The organism is Ideonella aquatica (genome assembly GCF_018069755.1).
GTDB classification, from domain to species: domain Bacteria; phylum Pseudomonadota; class Gammaproteobacteria; order Burkholderiales; family Burkholderiaceae_C; genus Ideonella; species Ideonella aquatica.
Genome location: NZ_JAGQDE010000029.1, coordinates 1 through 17,987, shown reverse-complemented (window position 1 = coordinate 17,987; position 17,987 = coordinate 1). Strand labels below are relative to the sequence as shown.

Here is a 17,987-nt window from a genome sequence, read left to right as displayed (position 1 = left end):
CCCATGCCCACCGCCCTCATTGCCGACGACGAACCCCACCTGCTGCGCCACCTGGCGACCATGCTGGCCGGCGCATGGCCCGAGTTGCAGATCGTCGCCCAGTGCCGCAACGGCCCCGAGGCCGCCCAGCAGATCGAGGCCCTGCAGCCCGACCTGGCCTTCCTCGACATCCGCATGCCCGGGCTGACCGGGCTGGAGGTGGCGCAGGGCATTGAGTGCGCGACCCGCGTGGTCTTCGTCACCGCCTATGACGAGTTCGCGCTGCAGGCCTTTGACGCCGCGGCGCTGGACTACCTGGTCAAGCCGGTGACGCAGGAGCGCCTGGCGCGCAGCGTGGCGCGACTGAAGGACGCGGTCGGCCGCAGCGAGCCCGAGAACCCGCGCCTGGCCCAGGCGCTGGGACAGCTGCAGGCCCCGACTGTGCCCGCCGCACCGCTGCGCTGGGTGCGCGCCAGCCAGGGCGACTGGACGCAGCAGATCGCGGTGGACGAGGTGCTGTTTTTCCGCGCCGACGAAAAGTACACCTGTGTCCAGACCGCCGAGCGGGAGTACCTGATCCGCACCCCGATCGCCGAACTGGCCCAGCAGCTCGACCCGCAGCAGTTTTGGCAGATCCACCGCTCCACGCTGATCAACCTGCGCTTTCTGGAGGGCAGCCGGCGCGACGAGCTCAGCCGCGTGCGGGTGCGGCTGCGCGGCTTCGAGGCCGAGCTGCCGGTGTCGCGCGCGTATGTGCACCTGTTCAAGGCCATGTGAGGGCCAGGCACAGGTCCGAAAACGGCCAGCGCGTTGCCGCGGCGGGGCTAGCATGGGCCCATGTCACCGCTGCGCCCACTCGACGACGACAGCGCCTACCGCGCGCTGCAAACCCACGATGCGCGCTTTGATGGCCGCTTCTTCGTCGGCGTCACCAGCACCGGCATCTATTGCCGGCCAGTGTGTCGCGTGCGCCTGCCGCGGCGCGAGAACTGCCGTTTCTTCGGCCATGCCGCCGCAGCCGAGCAGGCGGGCTTTCGGCCCTGCCTGCGCTGCCGGCCCGAGCAGGCGCCGGGCCTGTCGGGCGCCGATGCGGCGCGCAGCCTGGCCGAGGCCGGTGCCCGGCTGATCACGCATGCGGTGGCGGCTGGCGAGCAGCCCTCGCTGCCGGCGATCGCCCAGCGCCTGGGCATCACCGAGCGCCACCTGCGCCGCATCTTCCAGGCCCACCTGGGCGTCAGCCCGATCGACTGGCAAACCACCCAGCGCCTGCTGCTGGCCAAGCGCCTGCTGACCGACACCACGCTGCCGATCACCCAGGTGGCAGCGGCCAGCGGCTTTGGCAGCCTGCGCCGCTTCAACGCCGCCTTTGCCGAGCGCTACCGCCTCACCCCCGGCGCGCTGCGGCGCGCAACCGGCACCGACCCCGGCGTGCGTCCGCTGCGCCTGCCCTGGCGCCCGCCTTACGACCGCGCGTCGATGATGGCCTTCCTGGCGGCGCGGCCATTGGCCCGGGTCGAGGCCGCGGACGACGCCGGCTGGTGGCGCCGCACGCTGGCCGTGACCCACCACGGCCAGACCCTGCACGGCTGGATCGCGCTGCGCCTGGACGAGGACGCCGCCGCGCTGGAGGTGGCGCCCACGCTGGCGCCGGCCCTGGGCACGGTGATCGAGCGGGTGCGCCACCTGCTGGACCTGGACGCCGACCCGGCGCGCATCGACCCCGCGCTGGCCAGCCTGCCGGTGGCTGTGCGCCCCGGCCTGCGCGTACCCGGTTGCATCGATGGCTTCGAGACGATGGTGCGCATCGTGCTGGGCCAGCAGGTCAGCGTGGCCGCCGCCTGCACGCTGGCAGCGCGCTTGGTCGAGCGCTTCGGCGCACCGCTGGCCACACCCTGGCCCGGTCTGGACCGGCTGTTCCCCAGCCCCCGCGCCTTGGCCGAGGCCAGCCCCGAGGCGATCGGCACGCTGGGCATCGTGCGGGTGCGCGTGGGGGCGCTGCAGGCGCTGGCCCGCGCGGTGGACAGCGGCACGCTGGCACTGCACCCGGCCGCGCCGGTCGAGGACACGTTGGCACGGCTGCGCCAGCTGCCCGGCGTGGGCGACTGGACCGCCGAGCTGGCCGCACTGCGCGTGCTGGCCTGGCCCGATGCCTTTCCGGCCACCGACGCTGGCGTGGTCAAGGCGCTCGGCGGCCTGAAAGCCGCGCAATCCCTGCCGCTGGCCGAGGCCTGGCGGCCCTGGCGTTCCTACGCCGTGATGCAACTGTGGCAGTCGCTGGTCGACCGCCCCGAGGAGACCGACCGATGAACACCCGCCGCTTTGCCGCCCAGGCCCGGATCGACACCCCTTTGGGTCCGATGACCGTGGCGGTCACGACCCAGGGGCTGGCCGGCCTGTGGTTCGACGGCCAGGCCCACCACCCCGGCCCGATCGAAGCGCCCCTGCAGCCCAGCCACCCCTGGATCCGGCAGGCGCAGGCGGCGCTGGCGCGGTACTGGTCGGCCCCCGGCGCACCGCTGCCGGCACTGCCGCCGCTGGATCTGGGCGGCACGCCCTGGCAGCAGGCGGTGTGGCAGGCCCTGTTGGCCATTCCGCCCGGGCACCGGCGCCGCTACGGCGAACTGGCCGCCCAGCTGGGCCGGCCCCGCGCGGCCCGGGCCGTGGGCGCCGCGGTGGGCCGCAACCCGGTCAGCGTGCTGGTGCCCTGCCACCGGGTGACCGGCCAGGACGGGTCCTTGACCGGCTACGCCGGTGGCCTGCCGCGCAAGCAGGCGCTGCTGGACGGAGAATCGCGCCCTTCATGAAACCAGCTCACCTGGCCGAACTGCTGCTGCTGGCCGCCCTGTGGGGCGCCAGCTTTCTGTTCATCCGCATGGGGGCGCACGAGTTCGGGCCGCTGGCGCTGGCCGGGCTGCGCGTGGCGGGCGCGTCACTGCTGCTGCTGCCGGTGCTGGTCTCGCGCGGCGAGTGGCCGGCGCTGCGCGCGCACTGGCGGCGCATTGCGCTGGTCGGGCTGACCAACTCGGCCATCCCCTTTGTCTGCTATGGCGTGGCGGCGCTGGCGATCACCGGTGGCCTGTCGTCGATCTTCAATGCCACCACGCCGCTGTGGGGCGCGCTGATCGGCTGGTGGTGGTTGGGCGACCGGCCGAATGCGCACAAGGCGCTGGGTCTGGCGCTGGGCTTTGGCGGCGTGCTGTGGCTGGCCGGTGGCCATGCCAGCTTCAAGCCAGGCGAGCATGGCGTGAGCCCCGCGCTGGCGGTGGCGGCCTGTCTGCTGGCCACGCTGATGTACGGCTTCTCGGCCAACTACACCAAGCGGCATCTGCAAGGCATTCCATCGATGGCGCTGGCGGCGGGCAGCCAGTTGTCGGCCGCGGCGGTGCTGGTGCCGCTGGCGCTGTGGGCCTGGCCGGCCGCGACACCGGCGACGTCCTCGTGGATCGCAGTGGCCGCGCTGGCCTTCGCCTGCACTGGCGTGGCCTACATCCTGTACTTCCGGTTGATCGCCCATGTGGGTGCCAGCCAGGCGATGAGCGTGACCTTCCTGATCCCGGCCTTTGCGGTGCTGTGGGGTGCGCTGTTCCTGGGCGAGGCGATCACGCCGGTGATGGTGGCCGCCTGCGGCGTGATCCTGGTGGGCACCGCGCTGGTGACCGGGCTGTTGACCGGACGTGTGCGCGGATCACGCTGATCAGGTACAAGCGCGGAATCCATTGCACAGACACCCGCCATGACCCTGCTGATTCTCGGACTGCTGATCTTCCTCGGCCTGCACTCGCTGCGCATCGTCGCCGAGCCCTCACGCCAGGCCTGGGTGGCCCGGCTGGGCGAGAACCGCTACAAGGGTCTGTATTCGCTGGCCTCGTTGCTGGGTTTTGTGCTGATCTGCTGGGGCTACAGCCTGGCGCGGCAGGAACCCGTGGTGTTGTGGGCCTCGCCGCGGGGACTGAGCCACGCGGCGGCGGCGCTGACGCTGCCAGCCTTCATCCTGTTGGTGGCGGCCTATGTGCCTGGCAATGGCCTCAAGGCGCGGCTGGGCCACCCGATGTTGCTGGGCACCAAGCTGTGGGCGCTGGCGCACCTGCTGGCCAACAACACGCTGGCCGACGTGCTGCTGTTCGGCGGCTTCCTGGTCTGGGCGGTGCTGTGTTTCCGCGCGGCGCGGCAGCGTGATGCGGCGCAAGGCGTGCAGCGGCCCGCCGGCAGCGCGGGCAAGACGGGTGCGGTGGTGGTGCTTGGCATCGTGGCCTGGGCGGCGTTCGCCTTCTGGGCCCATGCGATGCTGATGGGCGTGGCGCCGTTCGGGGCGCGCTGACGCCCGGAAACGACAACGCCCACCAAGGGTGGGCGTGGACAGTTTCCCAATGAAGGGATGGCGGAGTGGACGGGGCTCGAACCCGCGACCCCCGGCGTGACAGGCCGGTATTCTGACCAACTGAACTACCACTCCGCGTGGTGCTGAACTTCGGTGGCATCGCAGCCACCCAGGCATCAACCGCCTGCGCCGTCTTCGCTGCGGCTGATCACCGCGGCGTTTCTGGCATCCCCTAGGGGATTCGAACCCCTGTTACAACCGTGAAAGGGTCGTGTCCTAGGCCTCTAGACGAAGGGGACCTGATCCGTCACTGACTGCCGCCTCTGTGCGTTCGCCGCCGGATGGTGGAGGTAAGCGGGATCGAACCGCTGACCTCTTGCATGCCATGCAAGCGCTCTCCCAGCTGAGCTATACCCCCGTGTCAGGAGGCGAGCGCGCCGAAGCGGAGCTCCAACGAAAAGACCTGCGGGACTTTCATCCAGCAGGTCTTTCTGCTGTAACTGTGGCGGAGTGGACGGGGCTCGAACCCGCGACCCCCGGCGTGACAGGCCGGTATTCTAACCAACTGAACTACCACTCCGCGTGGTGCTGAACTTCGGTGCCGAAGCACCCAGGCATCAACCGCCTGCGCCGTCTTCAACCGCGTGTCACCACAGCGAAGCTGGCATCCCCTAGGGGATTCGAACCCCTGTTACAACCGTGAAAGGGTCGTGTCCTAGGCCTCTAGACGAAGGGGACGTAAAACCTTTTCCATCCTCTCAACAACGCTGCCGGTTGGTGGAGGTAAGCGGGATCGAACCGCTGACCTCTTGCATGCCATGCAAGCGCTCTCCCAGCTGAGCTATACCCCCGTGATCTTGGATCAGGGCTAACGCCGTTGAGCGAAGACTAGCAGTATATACCGGAAATCAAGCAGTTGCCAAGCGGGCGACGACTTCTTCGCGAGCGAAGAGCGACAGTACCGCGTCGACCGACGGCGTCTGCGCGCGGCCGCACACCAGCACCCGCACCGGGATCGCCAGCTGCGGCATCTTCAGCGTGTGTTCGCCGATCGTGTCCTTGATCGCCTGGTTGATGGCGGCCTTGTCCCACTCGCAGGTCTGCAGGCGCGCGGCCAGCGCGGCCAGTGCGGGTTTGACCGCGTCGGTCACATGCTGAGCCACGTCCTCAGCCGACGGGGCCACCGGTGCAAAGTACATGGCCAGCCAGTCGGCCAGTTCCAGCGTGGTGGCGCAGCGGTCCTTGAACAGCGCGCACATCGGCGCCAGGCGCTCGGCGCTGGCCGCCTGGCCGCGGCGCGCCAGCTGGGCCGCCACCAGGCCGGCCAGGCGGGCGTCGTCGGCCTGCTTCATGTAGTGGGCATTGACCCAGGTGAGCTTGGCCGCATCCCATTGCGCCGGGCTCTTGTTCAGGTGCGAGCCGTCGAACCAGGACACCAGCTGCTCGCGGCTGAACAGCTCGTCATCGCCGTGGCTCCAGCCCAGGCGGGCCAGGTAGTTCAGCATCGCCTCGGGCAAGTAGCCGCCATCCTCGTAGTTGGACACCGCCACCGCGCCGCGTCGCTTGGACAGCTTCAGGCCGTCGTCGCCCAGGATCACCGGCAGATGGCCAAACAGCGGCAGCGGCGCGCCCAGCGCCTGGTAGATGTTGATCTGCCAGGGCGTGTTGTTGATGTGTTCGTCGCCGCGGAAGACATGGGTGATGGCCATGTCCCAGTCGTCCACCACCACCGCGAAGTTGTAGGTGGGCACGCCATCGGCGCGCTGGATGATCAGGTCGTCGAACTCCTTGTTGGCGATGACGATCTCGCCCTTGACCAGGTCGTCCCAGCGCACCTCGCCATCGCGCGGATTCTTGAAGCGGATCACCGGCTGCACACCCTCGGGCACCGGCGGCAGGGTCTTGCCGGGCTCGGGTCGCCAGCGGCCGTCGTAGCCGGTCTTCTCGCCGCGCGCTTTCTGCTGCTCGCGCAGCGCATCGAGCTCGGCCGGCGTGGTGTAGCAGCGGTAGGCGCTGCCGGCGGCCAGCATCTGCTCGATCACCGCCTGGTAGCGCTCCAGGCGCTGCATCTGGTACACCGGACCCTCGTCGTAGTCCAGGCCCAGCCAGTGCATGGACTGCAGGATCTGGTCGACCGAGTCCTGGGTGGAGCGGGCGACATCGGTGTCCTCGATGCGCAGGACGAACTCGCCGCCGTGGTGGCGGGCATAGGCCCACGAATACAGCGCGGTGCGCGCGGTGCCCAGGTGCAGGAAGCCGGTGGGCGATGGGGCGATGCGGGTGCGGATCTTGGAAGTCATGCGGTGGGAAGCGTGGCTAGGCCGCGCAGCAAGTCGTCGGTGATGTCGTCCACGTGTTCCAGGCCCACAGCCAGGCGGACCATGCCCTGGCCGATGCCGGCGGCCTGGCGCTGGGCCTCGGTGAGGCGGCCGTGCGAGGTGGTGGCCGGGTGGGTGATGATGGACTTGGTGTCGCCCAGGTTGGTGGCGATGCTCAGCACGCGGGTGCTGTCGATCACATGGAAGGCGGCGGCACGGGCGGCCTCGGGGCTGTCGGCGCGCAGGTCGAAGGACAGCACTGCCCCGCCCAGGCCCGACTGCTGGCGCATCGCCAGCTCATGCTGCGGGTGCGACGACAGGCCGGGGTAGTAGACGCGCGCCACCTCGGGCCGCACCGCCAGCCAGCGGGCCACGGCCAGCGCCTGCTCGCTCTGCGCCTTCATGCGCAGGTGCAGGGTCTCCAGCCCCTTGAGCACCACCCAGGCGTTGAACGGCGACAGCGTCATGCCCACGGTGCGCAGCACCGGCGCCATGATGCCGTTGATCAGCGCGTCGCTGCCGCACAGCGCGCCGGCCATCACGCGGCCCTGGCCATCCAGGTACTTGGTGGCCGCGTGCATCACCACATCCGCGCCCAGCGACAGCGGCTTTTGAAGCGCGGGCGTGCAGAAGGTGTTGTCCACCGCCAGCAGCGCACCGCCGGCATGGGCGATGTCGGCCAGCGCAGCGATGTCGCAGACATCGGTCAGCGGGTTGGTGGGCGTCTCGGCGAACAGCAGCTTGGTGGTGGGCCGCATCGCGGCGCGCCACTCGGCCAGATCGGTCTGCGCGACGAAGCTGGTCTCGACGCCGAACTTGGCGAACTCCTTGCCAAAGAGGCCAATGGTCGAGCCAAACACCGAGCGCGAGCACACCACATGGTCACCGGCCTTGAGCAGGCCCATGATCAGCAGCAGGATCGCGCTCATGCCGGTGGTGGTGGCGATCGCCGCCTCGGCGCCCTCCATCGCGGCCAGGCGCATCTCCAGGCTGCGCACCGTGGGGTTGCTGGTGCGCGAGTAGGTGAAGTCCAGCATGTCGGCGAAACGCTTCGCCGAGGTGGCCGCGTCGGGCTGGACATAGGCGCTGGTGAGGAACAGGCCCTCGGAATTCTCGCCATGCTGGCTGGGCGCCAGCGCGGCGCGCACGGCCAGCGTCTCGGGGCGCACGCCCTCGGGCAGGCGGGCGCGGGCGATGCGGCGCTCCTCGTCGCTGCCCATCGTCATGCATCGCTCCGGCTTTGCAGCGCCAGGCGGCTGCGCGACTCGGCGTCTTCCTCGTCACCCGGCTGCGCGGCGCGCTGCGCCTTCATGGCGGCGAAGTCGGCCACGCTGACGTCGCCGGTGATATAGGTGCCGTCGAAGCACGAGGCCTCGAAGCCCTTGATCGACGGGTTGAGCGCCCCCACGACACGCTTCATCGCATCGACATCCTGGTAGATCAGCGCGTCGGCGCCGATGTAGGCGCGGATCTCCTCCATCGTGCGGTCGTGGGCGATCAGCTCCTCCTGCGTGGGCATGTCGATGCCATACACATTGGGGTACTTCACGGGCGGCGCGGCCGAGGCCATGTAGACCTTGTTGGCACCGGCCTCGCGGGCCATCTGCACGATTTCCTTGCTGGTGGTGCCACGCACGATGGAGTCGTCCACCAGCAGCACGTTGCGGCCCTTGAACTCCAGACCGATCGCATTGAGCTTCTGGCGCACGCTCTTCTTGCGCACGCTCTGGCCGGGCATGATGAAGGTGCGGCCCACATAGCGGTTCTTCACGAAGCCCTCGCGGTAGGGCTTGCCGATCTTGTGCGCCAACTGCATGGCGCTGGGCCGGCTGGACTCGGGGATCGGGATCACCACGTCGATCTCGCTGGGCGGCATGGTGGAGATCAGGCGCTGGGCCAGCGTCTCGCCCATGTTCAGCCGGGCCTGGTAGACCGAGATGCCGTCGATCACCGAGTCGGGCCGCGCCAGGTAGACGTACTCGAACATGCAGGGGTGCAGCTGCGGGTCCTTGGCGCACTGCTGGCTGTGCAGCTGGCCATCGGTGCTGATGAAGACCGCCTCGCCCGGCGCGACATCGCGCACGAAGCGGTGGCCGGTGCCCTCCAGCGCCACCGACTCGCTGGCCAGCATCACCTCGGTGCCGTCACCCGAGACGCCGTAGCACAGCGGCCGCATGCCGTGCGGATCACGGAAGGCCAGCAGGCCATGGCCGGCGATCAGCGCCACCACCGCATACGAGCCCTTGATGCGCTGGTGCACCGCGCCCACGGCCTTGAAGATCTCCTCGGGCGTCAGCGGCAGGTCGCGCGCAGCCAGCTCCAACTCGTGCGCGAGGATGTTGATCAGCACCTCGGTGTCGCTCTCGGTGTTGATGTGGCGGCGGTCGATGTCGAACAACTCGTCCTTCAGCGCCAGCGCATTGGTCAGGTTGCCGTTGTGCACCAGCACGATGCCGAAGGGCGCGTTGACGTAGAAGGGCTGCGCCTCTTCCTCGCTGTAGGCATTGCCCGCTGTGGGGTAGCGCACCTGGCCCAGGCCCACATGGCCCGGCAGCGCCCGCATGTTGCGGGTGCGGAAGACGTCGCGCACCATGCCGCGGGCCTTGTGCATGTAGCACTTGGTGCCCTGCATGGTGACGATGCCGGCCGCGTCCTGACCGCGGTGCTGCAGCAGCAGCAGCGCGTCATAGATCAGCTGATTGACCGGTTGCTTGGAGATGACACCGACGATGCCGCACATGGGAGGTCCGTCCTGAAAAGCGAAAAGAATCCGAGAGTGGTCAGCGGGTGCTCTGGGGACGCCAGGCCTGCCACAGCGCCCCGGCCTGCCCCATCCACGCGGCGACCTGCGAGGACTGCCACGCCGCCGAGCGCGACAGCGGCGTCCAGCCCACCACAATGACCACGGCCAGCAGCAGCAGCGCGCCGCGCGCCGCACCAAAGACAGCGCCCAGCAGGCGATCGATCCAGCGCAGCGGCGTGGCCGCCACCAGCATGCGCAGCAGGCGCGCCAGCAGCGCGCCCAGCAGCAGCGTACCCAGGAAACACAGCGCATAGCCCAGCGCCACGCGCGGCGCGGTGTCGGCATCGTTGAGCGGCAAACGGGCGGCCAGCTCCGGCCCCCAGTTCAGCGCCACCAGCCAGGCCATCACCCAGGCGGCCAGCGACAACAGTTCGTAGACCAGCCCCCGCCACAGGCCCACCAGCACCGAGAACAGGGCCAGCAGGGCCAGGGTCCAGTCGACCCAGCCCAGACCCAGCCAGACAGTGGTGGCCGCGTGTTCAGAGCCCACGACAGGTGGCCTCAGAGCACCAGCACGGCGGCCTGCAGGCCACCCGCCTTGATGCGGGCCGCGGCCTTGTCGGCCTCGGCCTTGGTGGCGTAGGGCCCCACGCGCACGCGGATGCGGCGACCGGTGGCCGAGTCGATCACCTGGGTGTAGGTCTTCAGGCCCATGCCCTCAACCTTCATGCGCGCCTCGCGGGCGCTGCCGACCTCGGCGAAGGCGCCGATCTGGACCACATAGCGGCCGTCGTCGGCGGCGGCGGGTTTGGTGTCGGGCTTGGCGGCGGGCTTGGGCTCGACCTTGGCCTCCGGCTTGGCGGGCGCTTTGGCGTCGGGTTTGGTGTCCGGTTTGGGCTCGGGCTTGGGCTCCGGCTTCGCGTCAGGCTTGACGGGCGGCTTGGGTGGGGACGACGCCACCGGGCCGGGCAGCACCGGCTTGGCCTCAGCCGGCGCCGACGGCTTGGTGGTCGCCGGCTTGGCGTTGCTTGATGAGGCCGACGCGGCCGACGCCGGCAGCACCGGCTCGTCGATCGGCTCGGCGGGGCGGGCTTCAGGGCGGCGCGCATCCGCGCGGGCCACCGGGGCGTTCAGCGCCGGCGCTCCTTCGCGGGCAGGAATCTCGATCGGCAGGTCCACCGGGATGGGGCGCGGGCGGCTCTCGAACAGCAGCGGCAGGCCGATGATGCCCAGTCCCAGCAGCACGCTGGCCCCGATCAGGCGGCGCCGGGCGCGGCTGCGGGCGTCGCGCACCACCTCGGCGGCGTCGAGCATCGACGCGGGCGCCGCGGCGGGCGACTTCTTGAACAGGGAGGTCAGGAACGGTGGCAGGGCCATGCGGGCGCGTCGGGCAGGTGGGCGAAGCGGCAAACGCCCCGACCATCCGCAGGCGTCACGGCGACGCCGGTCAGCCCTTGTGGGGAGCGCTCAACCGGGGCACGCCGTCCTTCAGCACGCCGCCCACGGTCAGGAAGGAGCCGAAGACCACGATTCTATCAGCCGGGTCCGAGGCTTCGAGGGCCGCGGCCAGGGCCGAGGCGGGGTCGGCGTGGGTCTGGGCCGGGGTGTCGGGCCGGACCTGGCGCACCACCGCCGCCAGGTCCTCGGCACGGGCGGCACGGGGCAGCGGCAGGTCGGTCAGGTGCCAGGCATCCACCAGCGGCGCCAGCCGCGCCACCGCCGCCGCCAGGTCCTTGTCGTGCATCGCACCGAAGACGGCCCGGGTGCGCGGGAAAAAGCCCATCTGGTCGAGGTTCAGCGCCAGTGCCGCAACGCTCTGGTCGTTGTGGGCCACGTCCAGCACCAGCGCCGGCTGGCCCGGCACGATCTGGAAGCGCCCCGGCAGCTCCACCGTGGCCAGGCCCACGCGCAGCGCCTGGGCGTTGATCGGCAGGCGCTCGCGCAGCGCCTCCAGCGCGGCGATCGCGCCGCTGGCGTTGAGCAACTGGTTGGCGCCGCGCAGCGCCGGGTGACCCAGCGCGTGGTAGCGGCGCCCTCGCCCACTCCACGACCACTGCTGGCGGTCGCCTTGCTGGTTGTAGTCACGGCCCATCAACCACAGGTCGGCGCCCAGCGCCTCAGCAGCCTGCAGCACGCTGGCCGGCGGCAATGGGTCGGAGACGATGGCCGGCCGGCCGGCGCGCAGGATGCCGGCCTTCTCGCGGCCGATGCTCTCTCGGTCGGGGCCCAGGAAGGCCACGTGGTCGATGTCAATCGAGGTGATCACGCTGACATCGGCGTCGAAGGCGTTCACCGCATCCAGCCGGCCGCCCAGACCCACCTCCAGGATCACCAGCTCGGGTTGGGCGGCGATCAGGCGCCGGGCGATGGCCAGCAGCGTGAACTCGAAATAGGTCAGACTGACGTCACCGCGCGCGGCCTCGACCGCGGCAAAGTGCTCGACCAGCGAGTCGCCGCTGACCATTTCGCCATCCACCCGGCAGCGCTCCTCGAAGTGCACCAGGTGCGGCTTGCTGAACAGACCCACGCGGTAGCCGGCGGCGCGGGCGATGCTGTCGAGCATGGCGCAGGTGGAGCCCTTGCCATTGGTGCCGGCGACGCTGATCACCGGGCAGTCGAAGCGCAGGCCCAGGCGCTCCTTGACCGTGCGGACACGGTCCAGGGTCATCTCGATCTCGGTGGGGTGCAGGCGCTCGCAGTGGGCGAGCCAGCCTGCCAGCGTGGTGGGCAGCGTGCTCATCAAAGACAGCGCCCCGGGCGACGGTGTCGCACCGGGGCGGGAATGGGGGTGAACGGGGTCAGGCGACGGCGTCAGCGCTCTGGCGCTGCAGCATGGCCAGCTGGTGGGCGATGGCCTGGCGCAGGTGGCGGCGGTCCAGGATCATGTCGACCGCGCCCTTCTCGACCAGGAACTCGGCGCGCTGAAAGCCCTCAGGCAGCTTCTCGCGCACGGTGTTCTCGATCACGCGCGGACCGGCAAAGCCGATCAGCGCCTTGGGCTCGGCAATCACCACATCACCCACAAAGGCAAACGAGGCCGAGACGCCACCCATCGTCGGGTCGGTCAGCACGCTGATGTAGGGCAGGCGGGCCTTGGCCAGGCGGGTCAGCGAGGCGTTGGTCTTGGCCATCTGGAACAGGCTGAACAGGCCTTCCTGCATGCGCGCACCGCCGGTGGCGGTGAAGCAGATGAAGGGCACCTTCTGCTCGACGGCGGTCTCGACGCCGCGCACGAAGCGCTCGCCCACCACCGAACCCATCGAGCCGCCCATGAAGTCGAACTCGAAGCAGGCGGCCACCACCGGCATGCTCATCACGGCGCCGCCGATGACGATCAGCGCATCGGTCTCGCCGGTGGTCTCAAGCGCACTCTTCAGGCGCTCGGGGTACTTCTTGCTGTCCTTGAACTTCAGTGCGTCGACCGGCAGCACCTCGTGGCCGATCTCGTAGCGGCCTTCGGCATCGAGGAAGGCATCGAGGCGCGCGCGCGCCCCGATGCGGTGGTGGTGGTCGCACTTGGGGCAGACGTTGAGGTTGCTCTCAAGATCAGTCTTGTAGAGCACCGACTCGCAGGAGGGGCACTTGATCCACAGGCCTTCCGGCACCGAGCGGCGCTCGCTCGGGTCGGTGTGCTGGATCTTCGGTGGCAGCAGTTTTTCAAGCCAGCTCATCGATCAAGGCTCCTCAACGATTCAGTCCCATAGTCTGCCAGAAAGCCTTCAGAGGCTGTCCAGGGCGGTGCGGATCTCGGCCATGAAGGCCCGGGCCGCCGCGGGCGCATTGTCGCGCGTTTGGGTTTCCAGGATCTGGATCAGGCGCGAACCGATGACCACGCCGTCCGAAACCCGGCCCACCGCCTGCGCAGACGCCGCGTCGCGGATGCCGAAACCCACGCCCACCGGCACCTTCACATGCTGGCGGATGCGCGGCACGGCGGCGGCCACGGCCTCGGTGTCCAGGTTCCCGGCCCCGGTGACGCCCTTGAGCGAGACGTAGTAGACATAGCCGGTGGCGATCTCTCCGACCTGGCGCATGCGCTGCTCGGTGGAGGTGGGGGCCAGCAGGAAGATCAGATCCAGCCCGTGGGCCTGCAGCGCCTGGGCAAAGGCCCCGCACTCCTCGGGCGGGTAGTCGACGATCAGCACGCCATCCACCCCTGCGGCCGCCGCGTCCTTCACGAAGGCGCCGCCGCCGTGCTTCTGATCGTAGCGCTCCACCGGGTTGGCATAGCCCATCAGCACCACCGGCGTCGTGGCGTTGCGGGCGCGGAAGTCCCGCACCATCGCCAGCACCTGGGCCATGCCGATGCCGCGCGCCAGCGCGCGCTCGGCGGCCTTCTGGATCACCGGGCCGTCGGCCATCGGGTCCGAGAAAGGCACGCCCAGCTCGATCACATCGGCGCCGCCGTCGGCCAGCGCCAGCATCACATCCACGGTGCCATCGGCATGCGGGTCACCGGCGCAGACATACGGAATCAAGGCCCGGCGGCCATCGGCCTTCAGGGCCGCAAAGGTAGCAGCGATGCGGCTCATGCAATGCCCTCCAGGCCGGCAAGCTTGGCCACGGTGTTGATGTCCTTGTCGCCGCGGCCGCTGAGGTTGACCAGCACGTGCTGGTCGGGGCGCATGGTGGCGGCCAGCTTCATGGCGTAGGCCACGGCATGGCTGGATTCCAGCGCAGGGATGATGCCTTCGGTGCGGCACAGGCGGTGGAAGGCGGCCATGGCCTCGTCATCGGTGCAACCCACGTACTCGGCGCGGCCGATGTCGTGCAGGTAGGCGTGCTCGGGGCCGACGCCAGGGTAGTCCAGGCCGGCCGAGACCGAGTGGGTCTCGATGATCTGGCCGTTCTCGTCCTGCAGCAGGTAGGTGCGGTTGCCGTGCAGCACGCCGGGGCTGCCGGCCGAGATGCTGGCGGCATGGCGTCCGGTATCCAGACCATCGCCCGCGGCCTCCACGCCGATCAGGCGCACCTGCTCGTGCGGGATGTAGGGGTAGAAGATGCCCATCGCATTGCTGCCGCCGCCCACGCAGGCCACCACCGCGTCGGGCTGGCGGCCGGCGCCCAGGAACTCGGGCATCTGCTGCAGGCATTCGTCGCCAATGACGCGCTGGAAGTCGCGCACCATCTCGGGGTACGGCGCCGGGCCGGCCACGGTGCCGATGATGTAGAAGGTGTTCTCGACGTTGGTGACCCAGTCGCGCAGCGCTTCGTTGAGCGCATCCTTCAGCGTCTTGGAGCCGCTCTCCACCGGCACCACCTTGGCGCCCAGCAGGTGCATGCGGTAGACGTTGGGGCTCTGGCGTTTCACGTCTTCGCTGCCCATGTAGACGATGCACTCCAGGCCGTAGCGGGCGCAGATCGTGGCGGTGGCCACGCCATGCTGGCCGGCGCCGGTCTCGGCGATCACGCGCGGCTTGCCCATGCGGCGGGCCAGCAGGGCCTGGCCGATGGTGTTGTTCACCTTGTGCGCGCCGGTGTGGTTGAGGTCTTCGCGCTTGAGGTAGATCTGCGCCCCGCCCACCTCGCGCGACAGGCGCGCCGCGTGGTAGATCGGGCTGGGACGGCCGACGAAGTGCTTGAGCTCGTTCTCGAACTCGCGGCGGAACTCGGGGTCGTTGCGGTAGTGGGCGTAGGCGGCCTTCAGTTCCTCGAGCGCATGGGTCAGCGTCTCGGAGACGAAGCTGCCGCCGTACGGACCGAAGTGGCCCGAGGCATCGGGCTGGTGGTACTCGAACATGACAGGGAATCCTTGGGGATGGGGGGTCAGGTGCCGGCGTCGGCAGCGGCGGCGATCCGGGCGTCAGCCTCGCGCACCGCCTGGCAGAAGCGGTGCATCAGCGCAGCGTCCTTGATGCCTTTGGCGCTCTCCACGCCGGAGCTCACGTCAACGGCCCAGGGCCGGACGTGCATCACCCCATCGATCACGTTTGCAGGATTCAACCCACCAGACAAAACGACCGGACAGGGAACGACTGACGGTATGAGAGACCAATCGAACACCTTTCCACCGCCCCCATAGCCCTCGACGGGTGCGTCCAGCAGAAGCGCTTGGGCGCCGGGGTGGCGAGCCGCCAAGTCTAGCAAATCGAGCCCGGGCGCCATCCGGGCGGCCCGCAGGTAGGGCCTTGCCGGGGCGGCGCAGGCCTCGGGCGTCTCATCGCCGTGGAACTGCAGCAGCGCATGGGGCACGGCCGCCAGGCCCGTGGCGATCTCGTCGGGCGTGGCGTTGACGAACAGCAGCACCGGCGTCACGAAGGGCGGCAGGCGCCGCGCCAGCTCGCCGGCCCGCGCGGCGATGACTGCCCGCGGGCTCTTGGGGTACAGCACGAAACCGATCGCGTCAGCGCCAGCGGCCACGGCGGCGTCGATGTCCGTCTCGCGGGTCAAACCGCAGATCTTGATGCGGGTGCGCAGGGTCAGGGGAGTCATGGCATCCAGTCCATGGCCGCCGTGTGCGTGGGCAGGCCGAACTCGGCATCGTAGCGGGGCCCCAGGAAATACAGGCCATCGGGAGCGAAGGTGGGCGCGGCGGCATCGCGCGAGCGCGCGGCCAGCACCTCGGCCATCCAGTCGGGCGCCCGGGTGCCCGCCCCGACCGCCACCAGGCAGCCCATGATGTTGCGCACCATGTGGTGCAGGAAGGCGACGCCGTCGAACTCGAAGCGCCAGTAAGCGCCGCGGCGCTCGATGTGGATCGCGTGCAACTGCTTCACCGGCGACGCGGCCTGGCATTCGGACGAGCGAAACGAGCTGAAATCGTGCTCGCCCACCAGGTGTGCGGCCGCCGTCCGCATGGCCTGAGCATCCAGCGGCCGGAAGCTCCAGCCGCAGCCGCCGCGCTCGATCGCCGGGCGCACCGGCGACTCCAGCAGCCAGTAGCGGTAGCGCCGGCCGCGCGCCAGCTTGCGGGCGTGGAAGTGCGCGGGCACCTCGCGGCACCACTGCACCGCGATGTCCGGCGGCAGGTAGCGGTTGGTGCCGCGCACCCAGGAAAAGGCGTCGCGCGCCAGCGGGGTATCGAAATGGACGACCTGGTTCAGCGCATGCACGCCGGTGTCGGTGCGGCCGGCGCACACGGTGTGCACCGGCTGCGCGGCGAACTGGACGAGCGCCTGCTCCAGGTGGTCCTGCACGGTCTGGCCGCCCGGCTGGCTCTGCCAGCCGTGGTAGGCCTCACCGCGGTAGGCCACCCCCAGCGCGATGCGCTGCAGCGGGCGACCGGCCGGATCGTCGCCCGTGGGCGACGGCCCGGCCTCAGAGCTCATCCAGCAGGCTCTGCGCGCGCGCCTTGAGCGCGCCATCGGATTTCTCGATCACTTCCTGCAGCAGATCGCGGGCACCTTCGACATCGCCAATGCGGCGGAATTCGTCGGCCAATTCGATCTTGCGCTGCAGCGGGTCACCGGCGCCGGCATCCAGGTCGTCGCCGGTGGGCGGCGGCGGTGGCGAGGCGGGCTCGCCCGGCAGATCCAGTGACAGGTCGCCGAAGTCGAAGTCGACTGGGGCGGACGGCTGTGCGTCGCGCGGCGCAGGCGCGGGTGCGGACACCGCAGGCAACTCGGGCGCCAGGGCGTCAAAGGCGCTGGGCGTGGTCTGCTCGCCCAGGTCCAGCTCGTCCAGGCGGCCGCGCCGGGTGGTGTCCGGATCGTCGTCGAGCATGCCGTGCACCGAGGGCTCGCCCAGGTCCATGGTGGGCTCGGAGGCGGTCATCGGACGGGTGTTTTCAAGCCCGCTGAGCTGCGACGGAGAGTCCAGGTCAATGTCGATGTCATAGGTGGACGACGGACCGGCCGGCGCCGCTGCGGCGGCCGGCACCGGGTCGGGTTCGGGCAGCGGATCAGGCTCGACCGAGGCGGCTGGTGCATGGTCATCCACCAGCGAGGCGCTGGCCGGCAGCATGTCTTCACCAGCGGCGAACATCGACTCGCTCGGGTCGATCTGGCGGCCCAGCTCGGCGGCACGGGCCCAGTCTTCGCCCTGCCCGCCGGTCATCTCGTGGAGCTGACGGGCTTGCTGCATGAAGGCGTCGGTGTCGGCGCGCTTGGCGTAGACCTCAAGCAGCTTGGTGCGGATCGCGGCGCGCGCCGGGTCGGTGCGCAGCGCTTCCTTGAGGATCTCCTCGGCCTGAAGATCGCGGCCATAGGCGAGGTAGACGTCGGCCTCGGCCACGGGGTCAACATCGCCGATCGCATCGAGCTGGCTCAGCGAGTAGCTCAGCGACGAGGAGGCGGCCGCGCTGGTGGCACCGTCGCGGGTGTCGACCCGCTGGCCGCCAGAGGCGCCGAAGAAGGAATCGGGCTGGAGCTTGCTTTCGATGAACGAGGTCTCGCCGGCCCCATCCTGGCCACGGCGGCGCAGGCGCATCACGCCCCAGCCGGCCAGCAGCGCCACCAGACCCACGCCCAGCGGCAGCACGAAGGGGTTTTCGCTGAGCGAGTCGAGCACGCCCGGCTCGGCGACCGGTGCGGGCTCGGGTGGGCGCGGCGGGCGCGAGGCGGCCGCCGAGGCCGGCTCGGCCACCACCGGAGCCGCCGAGGCCACCGCCGTGGGCGCCGAGGCCACCGCCGCGGGCGCCGAGGCCGGCAGCGCGGCCGAAGCGGGCGCACTGGCCACCCCGGCAGGCGGC

Annotated in this window: 17 protein-coding genes and 6 tRNA genes; 5 read left to right on the top strand and 18 right to left on the bottom strand. The window is 70.1% G+C overall.

The genetic code is table 11. From position 1 onward, the window contains the following. Positions 1–3 precede the first annotated feature (3 nt). Genes KAK06_RS21040 through KAK06_RS21020 form a run of 5 tightly spaced genes read left to right on the top strand, consistent with a single transcriptional unit; the run spans position 4 to position 4,297 of the window. Positions 4–756 carry a LytR/AlgR family response regulator transcription factor gene (locus tag KAK06_RS21040; RefSeq protein ID WP_210804131.1) on the top strand — a complete coding sequence of 251 codons (753 nt, stop codon included), beginning with the start codon at positions 4–6 and terminating at the stop codon, positions 754–756. Positions 757–816: 60 nt separating this feature from the next. Next, positions 817–2,286 carry an Ada metal-binding domain-containing protein gene (locus KAK06_RS21035; RefSeq protein ID WP_210804130.1) on the top strand — a complete coding sequence of 490 codons (1,470 nt, stop codon included), beginning with the start codon at positions 817–819 and terminating at the stop codon, positions 2,284–2,286. Next, a complete protein-coding gene (locus KAK06_RS21030; protein ID WP_210804129.1) occupies positions 2,283–2,783 on the top strand; it encodes a methylated-DNA--[protein]-cysteine S-methyltransferase in 501 nt (166 codons plus the stop codon). Before KAK06_RS21035 ends, KAK06_RS21030 begins: the two co-directional genes overlap by 4 nt. Next, complete coding sequence (locus KAK06_RS21025; RefSeq protein ID WP_210804128.1) at positions 2,780–3,673, top strand: DMT family transporter; 894 nt, start codon at positions 2,780–2,782, stop codon at positions 3,671–3,673. Before KAK06_RS21030 ends, KAK06_RS21025 begins: the two co-directional genes overlap by 4 nt. A gap of 39 nt (positions 3,674–3,712) precedes the next feature. Then, positions 3,713–4,297, top strand: a complete 585-nt coding sequence (locus tag KAK06_RS21020; RefSeq protein ID WP_210804127.1) for an NnrU family protein — start codon at positions 3,713–3,715, stop codon at positions 4,295–4,297. A 58-nt stretch (positions 4,298–4,355) separates the two neighbouring features. Here KAK06_RS21020 and KAK06_RS21015 read toward each other — a convergent pair. The 18 genes from KAK06_RS21015 to KAK06_RS20930 all read right to left on the bottom strand — a co-directional run. After that, positions 4,356–4,432 (bottom strand) — tRNA-Asp (locus KAK06_RS21015). Between the two features lie 88 nt (positions 4,433–4,520). Continuing rightward, positions 4,521–4,596: transfer RNA gene (locus KAK06_RS21010), tRNA-Glu, on the bottom strand. 43 nt (positions 4,597–4,639) lie between these two features. Continuing rightward, a tRNA-Ala gene (locus KAK06_RS21005) sits at positions 4,640–4,715 on the bottom strand. Between the two features lie 85 nt (positions 4,716–4,800). Beyond that, positions 4,801–4,877, bottom strand: a tRNA-Asp gene (locus tag KAK06_RS21000). An 82-nt stretch (positions 4,878–4,959) separates the two neighbouring features. Beyond that, positions 4,960–5,035 (bottom strand) — tRNA-Glu (locus KAK06_RS20995). Positions 5,036–5,072: 37 nt separating this feature from the next. Then, a tRNA-Ala gene (locus KAK06_RS20990) sits at positions 5,073–5,148 on the bottom strand. Positions 5,149–5,205: 57 nt separating this feature from the next. Further along, positions 5,206–6,597 carry a glutamate--tRNA ligase gene (gltX, locus tag KAK06_RS20985; RefSeq protein ID WP_210804126.1) on the bottom strand — a complete coding sequence of 464 codons (1,392 nt, stop codon included), beginning with the start codon at positions 6,595–6,597 and terminating at the stop codon, positions 5,206–5,208. Next, the gene (locus tag KAK06_RS20980; RefSeq protein WP_375140907.1) at positions 6,594–7,835 is read right to left on the bottom strand and encodes an O-succinylhomoserine sulfhydrylase; all 1,242 of its coding nucleotides are present in this window, start codon (positions 7,833–7,835) and stop codon (positions 6,594–6,596) included. Before KAK06_RS20980 ends, gltX begins: the two co-directional genes overlap by 4 nt. 2 nt (positions 7,836–7,837) lie before the next feature. Then, positions 7,838–9,355, bottom strand: coding sequence for an amidophosphoribosyltransferase (gene purF / locus KAK06_RS20975; protein ID WP_210804124.1), 1,518 nt, complete (start codon positions 9,353–9,355; stop codon positions 7,838–7,840). Between the two features lie 40 nt (positions 9,356–9,395). Then, positions 9,396–9,908 carry a CvpA family protein gene (locus KAK06_RS20970; RefSeq protein WP_210804123.1) on the bottom strand — a complete coding sequence of 171 codons (513 nt, stop codon included), beginning with the start codon at positions 9,906–9,908 and terminating at the stop codon, positions 9,396–9,398. A gap of 11 nt (positions 9,909–9,919) precedes the next feature. Further along, positions 9,920–10,735 (bottom strand): SPOR domain-containing protein, encoded by an 816-nt coding sequence (locus KAK06_RS20965; RefSeq protein ID WP_210804122.1) that lies wholly within the window; start codon positions 10,733–10,735, stop codon positions 9,920–9,922. A 70-nt stretch (positions 10,736–10,805) separates the two neighbouring features. Beyond that, complete coding sequence (folC, locus tag KAK06_RS20960; protein WP_210804121.1) at positions 10,806–12,098, bottom strand: bifunctional tetrahydrofolate synthase/dihydrofolate synthase; 1,293 nt, start codon at positions 12,096–12,098, stop codon at positions 10,806–10,808. A gap of 58 nt (positions 12,099–12,156) precedes the next feature. Then, positions 12,157–13,029 (bottom strand): acetyl-CoA carboxylase, carboxyltransferase subunit beta, encoded by an 873-nt coding sequence (gene accD, locus KAK06_RS20955; RefSeq protein ID WP_210804120.1) that lies wholly within the window; start codon positions 13,027–13,029, stop codon positions 12,157–12,159. 48 nt (positions 13,030–13,077) lie between these two features. Beyond that, on the bottom strand, positions 13,078–13,890 hold the full coding sequence (gene trpA / locus KAK06_RS20950) for a tryptophan synthase subunit alpha (RefSeq protein ID WP_210804119.1): 813 nt from the start codon (positions 13,888–13,890) through the stop codon (positions 13,078–13,080). Next, complete coding sequence (gene trpB / locus KAK06_RS20945; RefSeq protein WP_210804118.1) at positions 13,887–15,098, bottom strand: tryptophan synthase subunit beta; 1,212 nt, start codon at positions 15,096–15,098, stop codon at positions 13,887–13,889. The genes trpA and trpB overlap by 4 nt, the downstream gene beginning before the upstream one ends. 26 nt (positions 15,099–15,124) lie before the next feature. Continuing rightward, a complete protein-coding gene (locus KAK06_RS20940) occupies positions 15,125–15,790 on the bottom strand; it encodes a phosphoribosylanthranilate isomerase (RefSeq protein ID WP_210804117.1) in 666 nt (221 codons plus the stop codon). Then, positions 15,787–16,626, bottom strand: a complete 840-nt coding sequence (truA, locus tag KAK06_RS20935) for a tRNA pseudouridine(38-40) synthase TruA (protein WP_210804116.1) — start codon at positions 16,624–16,626, stop codon at positions 15,787–15,789. The genes KAK06_RS20940 and truA overlap by 4 nt, the downstream gene beginning before the upstream one ends. Then, the coding region (locus KAK06_RS20930) for a motility hub landmark protein FimV (protein ID WP_310741134.1) at positions 16,616–17,987 on the bottom strand (1,372 nt) is incomplete at its 5' end. The genes KAK06_RS20930 and truA, both read right to left, overlap by 11 nt.